General features: G+C 74.9%; 16 protein-coding genes. 11 read left to right on the forward strand and 5 right to left on the reverse strand.

Features of this window, described 5'->3' with window-relative positions:
- The first annotated feature begins 190 nt into the window (after positions 1–190).
- The 3 genes from ACFU9A_RS08535 (at position 191) to ACFU9A_RS08545 (ending at position 3,522) form a co-directional block, all read left to right on the forward strand.
- Positions 191–1,036: a DUF4190 domain-containing protein gene (locus ACFU9A_RS08535; protein WP_430574800.1), complete on the forward strand. Its 846-nt coding sequence runs from the start codon at positions 191–193 to the stop codon at positions 1,034–1,036.
- A 187-nt stretch (positions 1,037–1,223) separates the two neighbouring features.
- Entirely contained in the window at positions 1,224–2,102 is an 879-nt protein-coding gene (locus ACFU9A_RS08540) for an NAD(P)-dependent oxidoreductase (protein WP_430574801.1), read from the forward strand.
- Positions 2,103–2,178: 76 nt separating this feature from the next.
- Positions 2,179–3,522, forward strand: a complete 1,344-nt coding sequence (locus ACFU9A_RS08545; RefSeq protein WP_430574802.1) for a DUF2235 domain-containing protein — start codon at positions 2,179–2,181, stop codon at positions 3,520–3,522.
- Positions 3,523–3,530: 8 nt separating this feature from the next.
- Here ACFU9A_RS08545 and ACFU9A_RS08550 read toward each other — a convergent pair whose 3' ends face one another.
- The gene (locus tag ACFU9A_RS08550; protein ID WP_430574803.1) at positions 3,531–3,917 is read right to left on the reverse strand and encodes a universal stress protein; all 387 of its coding nucleotides are present in this window, start codon (positions 3,915–3,917) and stop codon (positions 3,531–3,533) included.
- Positions 3,918–3,997: 80 nt separating this feature from the next.
- Between ACFU9A_RS08550 and ACFU9A_RS08555 the strand changes: the two genes are divergently transcribed.
- Positions 3,998–4,387 (forward strand): zf-TFIIB domain-containing protein, encoded by a 390-nt coding sequence (locus ACFU9A_RS08555; RefSeq protein ID WP_430574804.1) that lies wholly within the window; start codon positions 3,998–4,000, stop codon positions 4,385–4,387.
- Positions 4,388–4,432: 45 nt separating this feature from the next.
- On the opposite strand, the gene ACFU9A_RS08560 is transcribed toward ACFU9A_RS08555, so the two are convergent.
- Entirely contained in the window at positions 4,433–4,873 is a 441-nt protein-coding gene (locus ACFU9A_RS08560) for a SufE family protein (protein ID WP_430574805.1), read from the reverse strand.
- Between the two features lie 77 nt (positions 4,874–4,950).
- On the reverse strand, positions 4,951–5,877 hold the full coding sequence (locus ACFU9A_RS08565; RefSeq protein ID WP_430574806.1) for a sulfurtransferase: 927 nt from the start codon (positions 5,875–5,877) through the stop codon (positions 4,951–4,953).
- A gap of 422 nt (positions 5,878–6,299) precedes the next feature.
- On the opposite strand from ACFU9A_RS08565, the gene ACFU9A_RS08570 reads away from it, so the two are divergent.
- The 5 genes from ACFU9A_RS08570 (at position 6,300) to ACFU9A_RS08590 (ending at position 13,449) form a co-directional block, all read left to right on the forward strand.
- Entirely contained in the window at positions 6,300–6,827 is a 528-nt protein-coding gene (locus tag ACFU9A_RS08570; RefSeq protein WP_430574807.1) for a nucleoside deaminase, read from the forward strand.
- A gap of 29 nt (positions 6,828–6,856) precedes the next feature.
- On the forward strand, positions 6,857–8,347 hold the full coding sequence (locus tag ACFU9A_RS08575) for an NCS2 family permease (protein ID WP_430574808.1): 1,491 nt from the start codon (positions 6,857–6,859) through the stop codon (positions 8,345–8,347).
- Positions 8,348–8,405: 58 nt separating this feature from the next.
- A complete protein-coding gene (locus ACFU9A_RS08580) occupies positions 8,406–9,557 on the forward strand; it encodes an XdhC family protein (protein WP_430574809.1) in 1,152 nt (383 codons plus the stop codon).
- A 65-nt stretch (positions 9,558–9,622) separates the two neighbouring features.
- Positions 9,623–10,510, forward strand: a complete 888-nt coding sequence (locus ACFU9A_RS08585; protein WP_430574810.1) for an FAD binding domain-containing protein — start codon at positions 9,623–9,625, stop codon at positions 10,508–10,510.
- Positions 10,507–13,449 (forward strand): molybdopterin-dependent oxidoreductase, encoded by a 2,943-nt coding sequence (locus tag ACFU9A_RS08590; RefSeq protein ID WP_430574811.1) that lies wholly within the window; start codon positions 10,507–10,509, stop codon positions 13,447–13,449. The genes ACFU9A_RS08585 and ACFU9A_RS08590 overlap by 4 nt, the downstream gene beginning before the upstream one ends.
- Before the next feature lie 75 nt (positions 13,450–13,524).
- Here the strand turns inward: ACFU9A_RS08590 and ACFU9A_RS08595 are convergent, their stop codons facing one another.
- The gene (locus ACFU9A_RS08595; protein ID WP_430574812.1) at positions 13,525–14,202 is read right to left on the reverse strand and encodes an NTP transferase domain-containing protein; all 678 of its coding nucleotides are present in this window, start codon (positions 14,200–14,202) and stop codon (positions 13,525–13,527) included.
- On the reverse strand, positions 14,199–14,627 hold the full coding sequence (locus tag ACFU9A_RS08600) for a winged helix-turn-helix transcriptional regulator (protein ID WP_430574813.1): 429 nt from the start codon (positions 14,625–14,627) through the stop codon (positions 14,199–14,201). The genes ACFU9A_RS08595 and ACFU9A_RS08600 overlap by 4 nt, the downstream gene beginning before the upstream one ends.
- 149 nt (positions 14,628–14,776) lie before the next feature.
- On the opposite strand from ACFU9A_RS08600, the gene ACFU9A_RS08605 reads away from it, so the two are divergent.
- A complete protein-coding gene (locus tag ACFU9A_RS08605) occupies positions 14,777–15,649 on the forward strand; it encodes an SDR family oxidoreductase (RefSeq protein WP_430574814.1) in 873 nt (290 codons plus the stop codon).
- Positions 15,649–16,590 carry a VOC family protein gene (locus ACFU9A_RS08610; protein ID WP_430574815.1) on the forward strand — a complete coding sequence of 314 codons (942 nt, stop codon included), beginning with the start codon at positions 15,649–15,651 and terminating at the stop codon, positions 16,588–16,590. Before ACFU9A_RS08605 ends, ACFU9A_RS08610 begins: the two co-directional genes overlap by 1 nt.
- Positions 16,591–16,619: the final 29 nt, after the last annotated feature.

The raw sequence follows: 16,619 nt of genomic DNA on the forward strand, positions 1-16,619 counted from the left end.
GGTGGCTGTGGCCTCGCGTCCGCCGATCAGGTGGTCGCGATGCCCACGGGACTGCCCGATGGGGCACCCGGGAGTGCCCGATCGGGCGATGTGGCGCGCACCGCCGGGCGGGGACCGTGGTGGCGGAAGATCATCCGGTGCCCGACGCGGCAACGGACCCGTACCGTTCACCGCTTCGAGGAGCAGTCCCGTGTCCCAGACCCTCCCGCCCACCCCGGGCGTCCCCGTCCCGCCCGCGCCGTTCGCGCCGGCACCGCAGCGTGGCAACGCCATGGCGATCACCGGGTTCGTCGTCGCCCTGGTGGCTCTCGTCCTGTGTTTCGTCCCGATCATCAACAACTTCGCGTTCTTCTTGGCGCTGGTTGGCCTCGTCTTCGGCATCATCGGGCTGGTCAGGACCAGGAAGGGCGCGAACCACAAGGGTCTCGCCATCGCCGCCGTGATCCTTGCTGTCCTGTCGGGCGGGGGTGTCCTCGTCTCCCAGTCGATCTACTCCAACGCCCTCGACTCCCTCTCGGACGACCTCGAAGCCACGACCTCGTCCGATCAGGACGGTCCGACGAAGTCCGACGAAGTCGCGTCGGAGGCGGAGGAGGCGGACGACGTGTCGACCGATGCCGACGCGGGCTCGCGCGAGAACCCTTACGCGTTCGGTCAGGAGGTCAGCAATGCTGACTGGACCGTCAAGCTCGGCAAGGCGCACGAGGCGACCGACGAGGTCCTCGCGGCGAACATGTTCAACGAGCAGCCCGGTCAGGGGATGGAGTACTGGATCGTCCCCGTGACCGCGACCTACACGGGCGACGAGACAGGGTTGCCGATGATGGACATCAGCGTGGAGTTCGTGGGCGACGACGCGAGGACCTACAGCGGTACCTGCGTCGCCCCGGACGCCCTTACCGAGGTCAACGAGCTCTACGCAGGGGGGAAGGCCAAGGGGAACGTCTGCGTCGAGGTCCCGAAGGGGGCTGAAGGAACGTGGACGTTGACCGCTGGACTCTTCAACGACCCCGTGTTCTTCACCACCGAGAAGTGAGGCAAGGGATCCTGAGGAGTCACAACAGGGGTCCTGCTGACGGTTGCCCGGGCCCGGGCCGCGGAATTCGCGGTCCGGGCCCGCGGCATCCGGACTCCGGAAGGCCCGGTCGCCGCCGCCCTGCCTCGCTAGCCTGGGCGAGCCGACGTCGCCGATTCCTCGGCGCCGAGGTCAGTGGAGGTCAGTGATGCTGAGCACGTCGATCGGGTTCGTCGGCACGGGTCCGATGGGGGCGCCGATGGCGCGGAACCTGCTGGCGGCGGGGTTCGACGTCGCGCTGTGGAACCGCACCGCCGCGAAGGCGGAGGCGGCCGCCCGGGACCAGCCGCTCGCGACGGTCGCGGCGACACCGGCGGACGCCGCGCGGCCCGTGGTGGTCGTGATGCTGCCGGACCTGCCGCAGGTGCGCGACGTCGTCGAGCGGCCGGACGGGCTGCGCGCGGGGTGGGCGGCGGCCGGGGTCGTCGACCCGGTGCTGGTGGTCATGAGCACGGTGAGCCCGGTGGCGGTCACCGCGTGGGCGCAGGAGCTCGCGGCGGACGGGGTCCGGCTGGTCGACGCGCCCGTGAGCGGCGGCGTCGAGGGCGCCGTCGCCGGCAGCCTGAGCATCATGGCGGGCGGGGCGGACGCCGACGTGGCCGCCGTCCGGCCGCTGCTCGACGCGATGGGGACCACGGTGCGCCACCTGGGCCCCGTGGGCGCCGGCTCCCTCACCAAGACGTGCAACCAGATCATCGTGGGCGGCACGCTCAACGCGCTCGCCGAGGCGGTCGCGATCGCGCGCGCGGGCGGGCTCGACCTCGCGACCGTCCTCGAGGTGCTGGGCGGCGGCCTGGCCGGCTCGCGGCTCCTCGCCGACAAGAGCCGCCGATACCTCACGGGCGACTACGAGCACGGCGGCGCCTGCCGCACGCAGCTCAAGGACCTCGAGTTCGGCATCGCGGCCGGCGAGGCCCTGGGGGTGGACACCGCGCTGACGCAGGTGGCGCGCGACCGCTACCAGCGGATGGTCGACCGCGGCGACGCGGAGCTCGACCACAGTGCCGTCATCCGCGTCGTCGTCTGACCCCGGCGCCCCGCCGCGCGCGCTCGCCGTATCACCGCGGTCCCGCGGCCCTCCGAGATACGTGGGGAGGACGACGATGAAGCGACTGGTGCTGTGCTGCGACGGGACGTGGAGCCACGCGGTGAACCCGCAGGTCTCCAACATCGAGAAGCTCGCGCGGTCGGTGCTGCGCTCCGGAGGGAGCCGGCAGCCGGACGTCGAGCAGGTCGTCGGGTACGTGGCGGGCGTCGGTGCCCGCGGCTACCTGGCGGACCAGCTCCTGGGCGGGGCGTTCGGGTACGGGTTCACGCGCAACGTCGTGGACGGGTACCGCTTCCTGGCCATGAACTACGAGCAGGGCGACGAGATCGTGGTGCTCGGGTACTCGCGCGGGGCCTACACGGCGCGCAGCGTCGTCGGGATGCTGTCCCAGGTGGGGCTGCTCACTCCGGAGGCGACCGACGACGGGCTGCTCCACGAGGCCGAGCGGGTCTACCGGCTCAAGCCGCCGTCGCCCCGCCGCGTCGCGCGGGCGGAGCGCACGGCGGCGGGCACGAGGCCCGGCTCGTGGCGGTACCGCAGGGCGCAGGCGGTGCTGAGCCGTGGCGCCGAGGTCGCGGCCGAGAAGAGGCGGTTCCGCGCCGCCCACGGCATCGAGGTGCCGGTGCGGTTCCTCGGCGTCTTCGACACGGTCGGCGCGCTCGGGGTGCCCGGGCCGTCGCGGCGCAAGAACCGCTTCCACGACGTGTCGCTGTCGCCCGCCGTCGTCACCGCCCGGCAGGCGTTGGCGATCGACGAGCGGCGCCTGACGTTCGCCCCCTGCCTGTGGACCGTTCCCGACGGGGACCCGCCCGAGCGCGTGCAGCAGGTGTGGTTCCCCGGCACGCACGGCGACGTCGGCGGCGGGGGAGCGCGCTGCGGCCTGTCCGACATGGCGCTGCAGTGGATGGCGGAGGAGATGCGCGCCGCGGGCGTGCAGTTCGACGAGCGCCGCCTCGCGCGCCAGCTGACGCCGCGCGCCGAGCTGATCCTGGCGCAGTCTCCGCCGTGGCCGTTCCGGGTCGTCAACGTGGCCAAGCGCACCTGGCCCCGCTACGGGACGGTCGACGGGCGCGTCGTGTTCCGCCGCGGCCTGCGGGTCCTGGCACTGCCCGCGACGGTGACGTCGATGCCGGAGATCGCCGGTCCGGCCGGCGGCGTCGCGTCGGCGTGGCGCGACGGCGTGCGGCTCGCGGACACGGTGCTGCGGCACGTGCTGCGCGACGGCTACGCCGCCCTCGCGCCCAACCTGGGCTGGTGGATGGCGGAGGCCGGCGGCGTGGAGCGGCTCCCCGTGGAGCGCGTGGACGCCGCGCGCGGCGACCTACGGCCGCTGGTCGTTCCCGGCGGCGACGTCATCGCTCCCGAGCGGGAGCCGCGTGCCCTGCCCGTGGGGCGCTGACGGCCCGGTCAGGCGTCGTAGGCGTCCTTGACGACGAGCACGGGCACGGAGGCGTCGAGCAGCACCCGCTGCGTCGTCGTGCCGATGAGGAACGTGCCGGCGCTGGAGCGCTTGCGCGAGCCGAGGACGACGAGCGTCGCGCCGGCCTGGTCGGCGGCGTCGAGGATCGCGTCGGCGGGCTCGGTGCCGGCGGACCGGCGGGTGACGGGCTGGACGTCCACGCCCCGCGGCGCCTCGGCGAGGAGGCTCTCGAGCGGGTCGCCGTCGATCGGGTCGTCCGACCGGGCCAGGTGCACGACGTGCAGGGCGAGGCCCCTGCGGGCCGCCTCCGCGATCGCCGTCCGGACGGCCGCCTCACCGTGCGGCGAGGGGTTGTAGGCCACGAGCACCGTCATGCGCACACTCTCGCACATCGGGGGAACCCTGCGCCGGTCCGGGCCGTTGTCCCCACCACCCGACGAAGGAGCAGCACGCCATGCAGTGTCCCCACGACCAGTCCGTCCTCGTGATGACCGAGCGCAAGGGCGTCGAGATCGACTACTGCCCGACATGCCGCGGAGTGTGGCTCGACCGGGGCGAGCTCGACAAGATCATCGACCGCTCGATGGAGGCCGAGATCGCCGCCGAGGCCGGCAGCCCCGTCGCCGCGGCGGAGCCGGCGTACGGCGGCCCGGCCGCGCCCGCCTACCCGCCCCGGTACGACGACCGTGCCCCGGACCCCCGCGTCTACGACGACCGCCGGTACGACGACCGTCGGGACGACCGTCGCTACGACGAGAAGCGGCACGACGACCGCGGGTACGACCCGCGCTACCGCAAGCGCAAGAAGAAGGAGTCCTGGCTCGAGGACCTGTTCGACTTCTGACGCGGTGCGGTCGGCCGTCCGGCGTCGGACGGCCGACCGCGAGGGTCAGGCGGCGAGCTGCTCGCGCACCTGCCGCTTGGCACGGGTGAGCATGCCGGCCATGCCGTTGAGGCGCAGCGGGCTCACGGCGCGGGTGAGGCCGATCATGAGCGGGAAGTCGTCCGGCACGTCCAGCACCTGCTGCGGCGTGAGACCGGACAGGCCCTGGGCCAGGATCGACGCGAACCCGCGGGTGGTCGGCGCCTCCTCGGGCGCGGTGGCGTAGAAGTGCACGACGTCGCCGTCGACCTCCGCGAACGCGCGCACGGGGGACTGGCACTCCTCGACGCGCTCCAGCAGGCCCGGCGCGCTCTCGTAGCGGGCGGGCAGGCCGGGCAGCTCGCGGGAGAACTCCAGCAGGAGCTGCAGCCGATCGCGCTCGGGCAGGGCGAGGAAGTCCTCCCGGATCTCGGACAGCGTCTCGGGCAGGGTGGCGGCGTCGGTCATGGCTCCAGTCTCGCAGGGGTCGACGGCGGTCGAGCCTGCCGGGAGCGCGTCCCGGCAGGCTCGACGACGGGGTGCGGTCAGGCGGCCTGGCGCTCCTTGAGGCCCGCGGGGACCTCGCCGGGCTCGGAGCCCGCGACGATCGGCACGCGCACGGCGTTGCCCCACTCGGTCCACGACCCGTCGTAGTTGCGCACGTCGTCGATGCCGAGCAGGTAGCGCAGCGCGAACCAGGTGTGGCTGGAGCGCTCGCCGATGCGGCAGTACGTGATGACGGAGTCGCCCCCGGTGAGGCCGAGGCCGCCCTCCTGGTAGATGGCCTCGAGCTCGGCGCGCGGCTTGTAGGTGCCGTCCTCGGCGACCGCGGTGGCCCAGGGGACGTTGCGCGCGGACGGGATGTGGCCGCCGCGCAGCACGCCCTCCTCCGGGTAGTCCGGGATGTGCAGGCGCTCGCCGGAGAACTCCTGCGGGGAGCGGATGTCGACCAGCGGGCCGTTGCCGAGGTGGGCGAGCACGTCCTCCTTGAAGGCGCGGAACGTGGTGTCGTCGCGCTCGACGACGGGGTACGTGCCGGGCGCGGGGGAGGGGACGTCGGTGGTGAGGTCGCGGCCCTCGGCGACCCAGAGGTTGCGGCCGCCGTCGAGCAGGCGGACGTCCTCGTGCCCGAACAGGGTGAAGACCCACGCCGTGTACGCGGCCCACCAGTTGTTCTTGTCGCCGTACAGCACGATGGTCGTGTCGCGCGAGATGCCGCGGCCGGCCAGCAGGTCGGCGAAGCCGGCGCCGTCGAGGTAGTCGCGCTCGACCGGCTGCAGCAGGTCGGTGTGCCAGTCGATCTTCACCGCGCCGGGGATGTGGCCCGTCTCGTACAGCAGCACGTCCTCGTCGGACTCCACGACCACGAGGCCCGGGGTGTCGAGGTTCTCCGCGAGCCACGAGGTCGTGACGAGGCGCTCGGGGTGCGCGTACTCGGCGAGGCGCGGCGTCGGGTCGGTGGGTGCGGGCATGGTTCCTCCATCTGTGCGGCGTCCGGGCGCCGGCGGGGGCGGTGGTCGTCCCCACTCTAGGAACTGCGCCACCTGGGGCGACAGCCCGTGTCCATCATGTGGGACCACGATGCGAGACGGTCGTCATCTGCGCGAAACGCCCGCGATACGGAAATGTGATTCCGAAATCCTTGAAGTCGCCCTCGCCGCAGGTGTAGCGTCGCGAATGCCAAAGGCGGGCCCGGGCCGCACGGACGTCGACGTCGACTCCCGTGCGGTGATCGACGAGATCGATCCGACACCGGCAGCTATCTACCAGGCGGCATGAAGGACAACTCGCCTGCAGCGGCCCGCCGAGCACCCGGTCCCGTACCGGACCCGGTGAGGTGCCGACGGACCCGTGGTGCGCCCGGGGGTCGCTGCCCGAACCGTGGAGACTCACCATGGACCGCAATGCCGTGATCAGCACCCAGCCAGTCCGCACGGCCGTTCCCGTGGACGCAGCACACCTCGAGAAGGCCGTCACCCTGGCCGTCGACAGCGTCGCGAACGCGGGAGGCCCCTTCGGAGCCGTGATCGTCACCCGTGACGGCCGCGTCGTCGAGGGCAACAACCGCGTGACCCAGGACAACGACCCCACCGCGCACGCGGAGGTCACCGCCATCCGGCGGGCCTGCGCCGAGCTGGGCACCTTCGACCTGTCGGGGGCCGTCCTCTACTCGAGCTGCGAGCCGTGCCCGATGTGCCTCGCCTCCGCCCTGTGGGCGCGCGTGGACGCCGTCTACTTCGCCGCCGACCGCCACGACGCGGCCGCCGCAGGCTTCGACGACGCCGTGTTCTACGACTTCCTCGCCACCACGCCCGAGACCCGGGCCGCGGGCGGAGTCATGACCGTGCGCCACGAGCGCACCGACAGCGCCGTCGCGCCCTTCGACGCGTGGCGCGTCCTCGAGACCCGCGTCGACTACTGACGCGCGCGGGCCGGAAAGGACACAAGGACGTGACCATCCTGGGTACCCGGCGGGACACCGCCGAGAACGACAAGACGCCCTCCACCGGCGCCCGCCGCGGCGTGCTGGAGCGGCTGTTCAGGATCACCGAACGAGGCTCCACCACGGGACGCGAGATCCGTGGCGGGCTGGTGACCTTCTTCGCGATGGCGTACATCGTCATCCTCAACCCCCTGATCCTCGGCGGCACGAGCGCCGAGAACGCGCCCACCGACGTCGCGGGCGGCTGGCTCGCGACGGCCCAGGTCGGCGCCGTCACCGGCCTCGCCGCGGGCGTGCTGACCATCCTGTTCGGCCTCGTCGCGAACCTGCCGTTCGCGCTCGCGGCCGGCCTGGGGATCAACTCGTTCCTCGCCGTGGCCGTCGTCGGCGACGTGACCTGGCCCGAGGCGATGGGCCTCGTGCTCATCAACGGCCTGCTCATCGTGCTCCTGGCGGTGACCGGCGCACGGTCGGCGATCTTCAACGCCGTCCCGCGCCAGCTCAAGGCCGCCATCACGGTCGGGATCGGCCTGTTCATCGCCTTCATCGGCTTCGTCGACGCCGGCTTCGTCACCCCCACGGACGGTGGCCCGCCGGTGCAGCTCGGCGACGGCGGGTCGATCACCACCGTCCCGACGATGATCTTCGTCTTCGGGCTGCTGCTCATGGGCATCCTCGTGGCGCGCAAGGTCAAGGGCGGCCTGCTCATCGGGCTGGTCGCCACGACGATCGTCGCGATCGTCGTCGAGGCCGTGGTCGAGCTCGGCCCGGCGAGCGCGGACAACCCCGGCGGCTGGCACCTGTCCGTGCCGGCGCTGCCCGACTCGCTGGTGTCCGTGCCCGACCTGTCCCTGCTGGGGCAGTTCAGCTTCGGCGCCTTCGACCGGATCGGGGCGCTCGCGGCCACGATGCTCGTGTTCACGCTGTTCTTCACGAACTTCTTCGACGCGATGGGCACGATGACGGGGCTCGCCAAGCAGGGCGGGCTCGCCGACGCCGACGGGAACTTCCCCCGGATCAAGTCGGCGCTGGTCGTCGAGGGCGTGGGCGCCGTCGTGGGCGGCGCGACGTCGTCGTCGTCGAACACGGTGTTCGTGGACTCGGCGGCGGGGGTCGGCGAGGGGGCACGCACCGGCCTGGCCTCGGTCGTGACGGGCGGCCTGTTCCTGGCCGCCATGTTCCTCACGCCGCTCACCGCCGTCGTGCCGATCGAGGTCGCCAGCGGCGCCCTCGTCGTGGTCGGCGCGATGATGATGCGAGAGATCAAGGAGATCGACCTGGGCGACTTCTCCGTCGCCCTGCCGGTGTTCCTCACGGTCGTGACCATGCCGCTGACGTACTCCATCGCCAACGGCATCGGGATCGGCTTCATCACGTGGGTGCTGCTGCGGTTCGCCTGCGGCCGGGCGCGCGAGGTGCACCCGCTGCTGTGGGTGGTCGCCGCGGGCTTCCTCGTCTACTTCGTGCGCGGCCCGCTCTCGGCGGCGCTCGGCGCCTGACGTCGTCGGTCGGGCCTGCCGCGACCCGGCAGGCCCAGCCCTCGGGGAGGGAACTTCGATGCTCACCCTTGCTGACCAGCTGACCGAGTGGCTCCGGCCCGGTGCCGAGCCGTTCGCCGTCGCGACCGTGGTCGGCGCCTCGGGCTCGGTGCCGCGCCCCGTCGGCACGGCGATGGCCGTGCGCGCCGACGGCGCCGTGATCGGCAGCCTGTCCGGCGGCTGCGTGGAGGGTGCCGTGCACGCGGCCGCGCTCGACGCGATCGCCGTCGGCGCGTGCCACCGCGAGACCTTCGGCTACTCCGACGACGACGCGTTCGCCGTCGGGCTCACCTGCGGCGGCAGCCTCGAGGTGCACGTGCAGCCCGTGCGCCCCGGCGACCCGGACGACCCCGCCGCGGGCGCGCTCGCGCGCCTCGCCGCCGACGGCGGCGCCCCCGCCGCGCTCGTGCGCCGCCTCGACGTCGCGCGGCCCACCGCCGTGCTCCTCCCCGACGGCCCGGCCCGGCTCGACGACGCCGCGCTGCGGGGGCTGGTGGACGACGCCGCCCTGCCGGCGGTGTCCGCGCAGGTCGCGGCCGTGCGGCGCGCGGGCGGCGCCGCGACCGTGCACGCCGCGCCGGGCGTGGCCGACGGCGCGTGCGCCGAGGAGCCCGTCGCGCTGCTGGTGGAGACCCGGCTGCCGCCGCCCCGGTTCGTGGTGGTCGGCGCCAACGACTTCGCCGGCGCGCTGATCCGGGCCGTGCGGCTGCTGGGCTACCGCGTGACCCTCGTCGACGCGCGCGAGGTGTTCGCCGCCCCGCGCCGCTTCCCGCAGGCCGACGAGGTGGTCGTCGACTGGCCCGACCGCTACCTGGCGGCCGAGGCCGCCGCGGGCCGCCTCGACGGGCGCACCGCCGTCGCCGTCCTCACCCACGACGTGAAGTTCGACGTCCCGACGCTGCGCCTCGCGCTCGGGCTGCCCCTGGCGTACGTCGGGGCGATGGGCTCCCGCCGCTCCCACGCCCAGCGGCTCCAGGCGCTGCACGACGAGGGTGTGGCCGCCGACGAGCTCGCCCGGCTCCGCTCGCCGATCGGGCTCGACCTCGGCGCGGTGACGCCGGAGGAGGTCGCCGTGTCCGTCGTGGCCGAGCTCGTCGCCGTCCGCCACGGCCGCACCGCCGCCGTCCCCCTGAGCCGCACCGACGGGCCGCTGCACGCCGCCCCCCGGTGACCGCACGCCCCCCCGCGCGACCCCTGTACGAACCTCAGCACGACCCGAAGCAAGGAGCGTTCCCGGTGGACATGAACACCGTCACCGACCTGGTCCCCACGGCCGACCCCGCCGACTGGCGCGAGGGCGACGCGTGGCTGGCCGGCGGCACCGTCCTGTTCTCGTACGGCAGCCGGACGCTGCGTCGCCTGCTCGACGTCACGACCGCCGGCTGGCCGGCGCTGACCGTGACCGACGAGGGCCTCGAGATCGCGGCGACCTGCACCGTCGCCGAGCTGTACGCCTTCCCCGACGCCCCGGCGTCGGCGGGCGTGCGCGGTGCCTGGCGCGCGCTGGACCTCGTGCGCCCGTGCTGCGACGCGTTCGTCGCGTCGTTCAAGATCTGGAACACGTCGACCGTCGGCGGCAACGTCGCGACGTCGCTGCCCGCGGGCCCGATGACGTCGCTGACCGCGGCGCTCGACGGCGTCGCCGAGGTCTGGGGGCCGGGCGGCGGCCGGCGGACGCAGCCCGTGGCCGAGCTGGTCACCGGCGAGATGCGCAACACCCTCGCCCCCGGCGAGCTGCTCCGGGCGATCCGCGTCCCCGCGGCCGCGCTGCGCGCCCGCACGGCGTTCCGCCGGCTGTCGCTGTCGAACCTGGGCCGCTCCGGCGTCCTGCTGGTCGGCCGCCTCGACGCCCCGGACGACGGCGGCGAGCTGGTGATCACCGTGACCGCGTCGACCCGCCGCCCGGTGCAGCTGCGCTTCGGCGCCGGCACCCACCCGGACGCCGCGGGCCTGGCGGCGGCGATCGACGCCGCGATCCCGCCCGACCTGTACCACGACGACATCCACGGCCTGCCCGCGTGGCGCCGCGACATGACCTACCGGCTCGCGGAGGAGATCCGCCGCGAGCTGACCGGTGCGCCGACCGGCGCGCCGGACGACAGCACCGACGGAGGCCGGCGATGACCGACGCGACCACCCGCCCCGGCACCACGCCCGCGGGCGGGCCCTCGGGTCCGACGGAGGCGCCCGCGCTGCGCGTGGACGGCCGCACGGTCGACGCCGTCCCGCGCGCGGGCCAGTGCCTGCGCACGTTCCTGCGCGAGCAGGGGTCGCCGGGCGTGAAGAAGGGCTGCGACGGCGGCGACTGCGGCGCCTGCACGGTGCACGTGGACGGCGTGCCGGTGCACAGCTGCGTGTACCCGGCGCGGCGCGCGGCGGGCCGCGAGGTGACGACGATCGCCGGGCTCGCGGCCACCGCGGCCGAACCCACCGCGGACGGGCTGCACCCCGTGCAGCAGCGGTTCCACGACGCGCAGGGCTTCCAGTGCGGCTTCTGCACCGCCGGCATGATCATGACGGCGGCCACGCTCGACGACGAGCAGCGCGCGGACCTGCCCCGCAGCCTCAAGGGCAACCTCTGCCGCTGCACGGGCTACCGGGCGGTCGCGGACGCCGTGCTGGGCGACGCCGGCTGCGGCCGCGAGCACCCCGCCGGCTCTGCGGCCTGCGACGCCCCGCACGACGGCTGGACCGCCGCGCGGGCGCGCGGCGAGGCAGGGGGAGACGCCGGCACCGCCTTCGGCACGAGCGAGCCGGCGCCCGCGAGCAGGGGCGTGGTCACCGGCCAGGTGCGATACACCCTCGACGTCGACCCGGACGCCTACCCCGGGCTGCTGCACCTCACGCTGGCGCGCTCGCCCCACGCCCACGCGCGGATCGTCGCGATCGACGCCGCCGACGCGCTCGCCGTGCCCGGGGTGCAGGCCGTGCTCACGCACGAGGACGCGCCCGCCGCCCGGTTCAGCACGGCCCAGCACGAGCTGTGGACGGACGACCCGGACGACACGCGCATCCTCGACGACGTGGTCCGCTTCGTCGGGCAGCGCGTGGCGGCCGTCGTCGCCGACTCCGTCGCGGCCGCGGAGGAGGGCGTGCGCCGGCTGCGCGTCGAGTACGAGGTGCTGCCCGCCGTGGTCGACCCCGAGCAGGCGATGGCGCCCGGTGCGCCGCTGGTGCACCCCGAGCTGGACGCGGTGCAGGCGCGCGTGGCGAACCCGGGGACGAACCTCGTCGCCGAGCTGCACAGCGAGCTGGGCGACGTCGAGGCCGGGCTCGCGGAGGCCGCCGTCGTGCACGAGGCCACCTACCGCACGCAGCGGGTGCAGAACGCGGCCCTGGAGACGCACGCGGCGATCGCGTCGTTCGACGACGCCGGCCGGCTCGTCGTGCGCTCGTCCACCCAGGTGCCCTTCCTCGCCCGCCGCCACCTGGCGCGCGTGCTGGACCTGCCCATGGACCGCGTGCGCGTGGTGTGCGAGCGGGTGGGTGGCGGCTTCGGAGGCAAGCAGGAGGTGCTGGTCGAGGACGTCGCGGGCCTCGCCGCCCTCAAGCTCGGCCGCCCGGTGCAGCTCGAGCTCACGCGCACGGACACGTTCGTCGGCACGACGACGCGGCACCCGTTCCGGATCCGCGTCCGCGCGGGCGCGCGGCGCGACGGCACCCTCACCGCGATGCACCTGGACGTGCTGAGCAACACCGGCGCGTACGGCAACCACGGCCCGGGCGTGATGTTCCACGGCTGCGGCGAGTCGATCGCCGTCTACACCTGTGCGAACAAGAAGGTCGACGCGCACTGCGTCTACACGCACACGCTGCCGTCCGGCGCGTTCCGCGGGTACGGGCTGAGCCAGACGATCTTCGCCGTGGAGTCCGCGATGGACGAGCTGGCCAGGCAGCTCGGCATGGACCCGCTCGAGCTGCGTCGCCGCAACGTGGTGCGCGAGGGCGACGCGATGCTCTCCACGAGCCCGGAGCCGGAGGAGGACGTGCTGTACGGCAGCTACGGCCTCGACCAGTGCATCGAGCTGGCCGACGACGCCCTCGCCCGCGGCCGGGCGCGCGACGTCGCCGCGTACGGCGCGGACCCCGCGGCCCCGTCGCTGCCGTGGCTCGGCGCCGAGTGGGGCGTCGGCGAGGGCACGGCCGTCTCCATGATCGACACGGTGCCGCCGCGGGGGCACGTGTCGCACGCCCGCGCCAGGCTGCGCCCCGACGGGGTGGTGGAGGCCGAGGTCGGCACCGCCGAGTTCGGCAACGGCACCACGACCGTGCACGCGCAGCTCGTCGCCGCCGCCCTCGGGCAGCGGGCGGCCGACGTCGTCGTCAGGCAGTCCGACACCGACCTGGTGGAGCACGACACGGGCGCCTTCGGGTCCACCGGCACCGTCGTGGCGGGCAAGGCGTCCCTCGCGGCCGCGACGGAGCTGGCGGAGCGGGTGCGCGTGGTCGCGTCGGCGCTCACCGGCACCCCGTCGGCGCAGTGCCGCCTGGTGCCCGGCGGGGTGGAGCACGAGACCGGCGCGGTGGTCCCGCTGGCCGAGGTGGCGCGGCACGCGCACACCGCGGGCGTGCGGCTCGAGGCCGAGGGACGCTGGGGCGGCACGCCCCGGTCGGTGGCGTTCAACGTGCACGGCTTCCGGGTGGCCGTGCACCGCGGCACCGGCGAGATCCGCATCCTGCAGAGCGTGCAGGCCGCCGACGCCGGCGAGGTCGTGAACCCGCGCCAGTGCCGTGGCCAGGTCGAGGGCGGCATCGCGCAGGCCCTCGGCGCCGCGCTGTACGAGGACGTCGTGATCGACGGCGCCGGCCGCGTCACGACCGACATCTTCCGCCAGTACCACCTGCCCACGTTCGCGGACGTGCCGCGCAGCGAGGTCTACTTCGCGCGCACCACCGACTCCACGGGCCCGATGGGCGCGAAGTCGATGAGCGAGAGCCCGTTCAACCCCGTCGCCCCGGCGCTCGCCAACGCGCTGCGCGCCGCCACCGGCGTCCGGTTCACCGAGCTCCCGCTCGCCCGCGACAGGGTCTACCTGGGCATGAGGGCGGCCGCCACGGCCTGACGGCGAGATCGAGGTACCCGTCGCGACGTCGACCCACCGAGGGTCGATCTCGCGACGGGTGCCTCGATCTCGCGCTCAGGCGAGGAGGTCGAGGTCGGCCTCGGTGTCGAGGTCACGGCCGTCGCCGGGATGGGTGACGACGTCGATCAGGGCGGCATGCGCGCGCAGGAACGCGCGCGCGCCGGCGTCGCCCTCGGCGCTCGCCGCCGCCGGTCCGGCGAGCGCGGCGTCCAGCACGAGCGGGTGCGACCAGCGGGGGCGGCCCTGCTCGGGCCCGGCCTGGTCGGACGCGGGCGCGTCGGCCCAGAGGGAGGCGGTGACGCGGCCCGGCCGGTGCGCGGCCAGGAGGCGGGCGACGTCGCCGGGCGTGACGCCCGGCTGGTCGACGTGGGCGACGACGACGCGGGCGACGGGCGACCCGTCGTCGGGCTGCAGCGCCGCCGCGACCCCGGCCTGCAGCGACGAGCCCATGCCCGTGGCCCAGCGCTCGTTGACGACGACGCGCACGCCGGCGGTGCCGGTGAGACGGTCCGCGGCGGTCGCGACCCGCGCGGCGTCGGCGCCGAGCACGACCACGACGTCGTCGCAGCCGCCGTCGGCCAGGACGCGGGCGACGTGCTCGACGAGGGGGCGGCCGCGGTGGGGGAGCAGGGCCTTGGGTCCCCGGCCGAGCCGGGTGCCCGCCCCCGCCGCGAGCAGGACGGCGACGCTGCGGCCCGCCGCGGGGGCGGGGCCGGTCGCGGGGCCCGTCACGCGTCGTCGCGGCGCGCGTCGTAGCGCTGCTGCGCGGCGCTGACCTCGTCGACGGCGCCCTCGAGCACGTCGATGAGCCCGATGAGGCGGTCGGCGACCTGCCGGCCGAGGTCGGTCAGCGAGTACTCCACGTGCGGGGGGATGGTGGTGCGCACCTCGCGCGCGACCATGCCGTCGCGCTCCAGCGCCTGCAGGGTCTGGGCGAGCATCTTCTCGCTGACGCCGTCGATCCGGCGACGCAGGGCGTTGAACCGGACCGCGCCGTCGCGCAGCCCCGCGACCGTGAGGACGCCCCAGCGGCCGGTGACGGCCTCGAGCGCCTGGCGCGAGGTGCAGCCGCGCGAGAAGACGTCGGCGATCATCGCGTCGGTCGGGCCGGCGGCGGCCTCGTCCAGGGCGACGGCGGTGGGGGAGTCGGGGGTCACCGATCCAGGATACGGCGCGATCCCGCGGCAGGCACTGTGAGGAAGGCCGCACTTGCGCATGGTTGGCACTTTCGAAAAGTTAGCGCATGCTGTGGGGGTGGCCCCGAGCGGGCCGCGCACCCGACCCGTCCTTGAAGGGGAGCATCACCATGACCATCGCCGTCACCGGAACCAGCGGCCACCTGGGCCGCCTCGTCGTCGAGTCCCTCCTCGCCCGGGGCGCCGCGCCCGCGGACGTGGTGGCGCTCGCCCGCTCGACGGAGAAGGTCGCGGACCTCGCCGCCCGCGGCGTCGTCGTCCGGGAGGCCGACTACGACCGGCCCGAGACCCTCGTCCCCGCCCTCGACGGGGTCGACGTCCTCGTGCTCGTCTCCGGCTCCGCCGTCGGGCAGCGTGCGCGCCAGCACGGCGCCGTGATCGACGCCGCGAAGGGCGCCGGCGTCGGCCGCGTGGTCTACACGAGCGCCCCGCACGCCGACACCTCGCCGCTCGTCCTCGCGCCCGAGCACAAGGCCACCGAGGAGCTGCTCGCCGCGTCGGGCCTGTCCACGACGGTGCTCCGCAACGGCTGGTACACCGAGAACTACCTCGGCGACGTGCAGCAGGCCCGGGAGACCGGCGAGATCGCGCACAGCGTCGGCGACGGCCGCGTGGCCAGCGCCAGCCGCGCCGACTACGCCGAGGCCGCCGCCGTCGTCGCGCTCGACGCGCACCGCGACGGGGGGCACGACGGCGCCGTCTACGAGCTGTCCGGTGACATGGCGTGGGACTTCGACGAGCTCGCCGCCACCGCCGCCGAGGTGCTCGGCCGGCCCGTGGCCTACCGCCCGCTGACCGCGGAGGAGCACCGCGACGCGCTGCTCGCCGCCGGCCTCGACGAGGGCACCGCCGGGTTCGTCGTCGCGCTCGACGGCGACACGCGCGCCGGCCTGCTCGCCGAGACCTCGGGCGACCTCGCCCGCCTCGTCGGCCGCCCGACCACGCCGCTGGCCGAGGGCCTGCGCCGCGCCCTGGCGGCCTGATGACCCCGCTCCCGGGCGACCGCCTCGCCGACGACACGCGCATGGCCGCGGTCACGCTGCACGTGCGCGACCTCGACCTCATGACGCGCTACTACCGCGACGCCCTGACGCTCACGGAGCTCGCCGTGCCCGAGGGCCTCGAGCTGCCGGCCGGGGCGCGCCGCGAGGAGACCACCGTACTGGGCCGCGGCACCACGCCGCTCGTCGTCCTGCACCGGGCGCGGGACCTGCCCGCACCCGGCCGCGGGGAGGCCGGCCTGTTCCACACGGCCGTGCTCTTCGACGACGAGCCCGGGCTCGCCCACGCGCTCGCGTCCGTCGCGACGACCGCGCCGAGCACGTTCATCGGCAGCGCGGACCACCTGGTGTCGCAGGCGTTCTACTTCACCGACCCGGAGGGAAACGGCGTCGAGCTGTACGCCGACCGGCCGCGCGAGGAGTGGGCCTGGGACGGCGCGCACGTGCGCATGGACACGCTGTACCTCGACCCGAACGCCTTCCTCGGCGACCACCTCACCGACGCCGCGCGGGACGCCCTCGCCACGGGCGACCCGGAGGCCCGTGCCGCGGGCACCCGCGCGGCCGGGGCCGGCGCCGTCGTCGGGCACGTCCACCTGCAGGTGGGAGACGTGCCCGCGGCCCGCCGCTTCTACGTCGAGACCCTCGGCTTCGCCGAGACGGCGAGCGTGCCCGGCGCGCTGTTCGTCTCCGCGGGCGGGTACCACCACCACATGGCGATGAACACGTGGAACAGCCGGGGCGCCGGCCCGCGCGCCTCGACCCTCGGCCTCGGCACCGTGGCCATCACGGTGCCCGGCGCCGACGACGTCGGCGCGCTGCGCGAGCGCCTGGACCGGGCCGGCGTGGCGGTGCGCGACGACGGCGCGGCCGTGCGCTTCGAGGACCCGTGGCGCAACGCCGTGGAGGTCCGCGCGGCCTGACCGGCCCGGTACCCGTGGGGCGGCGTGGC

It is taken from the genome of Isoptericola sp. NPDC057653 (genome assembly GCF_042799955.1).
Taxonomy (GTDB): domain Bacteria; phylum Actinomycetota; class Actinomycetes; order Actinomycetales; family Cellulomonadaceae; genus Isoptericola.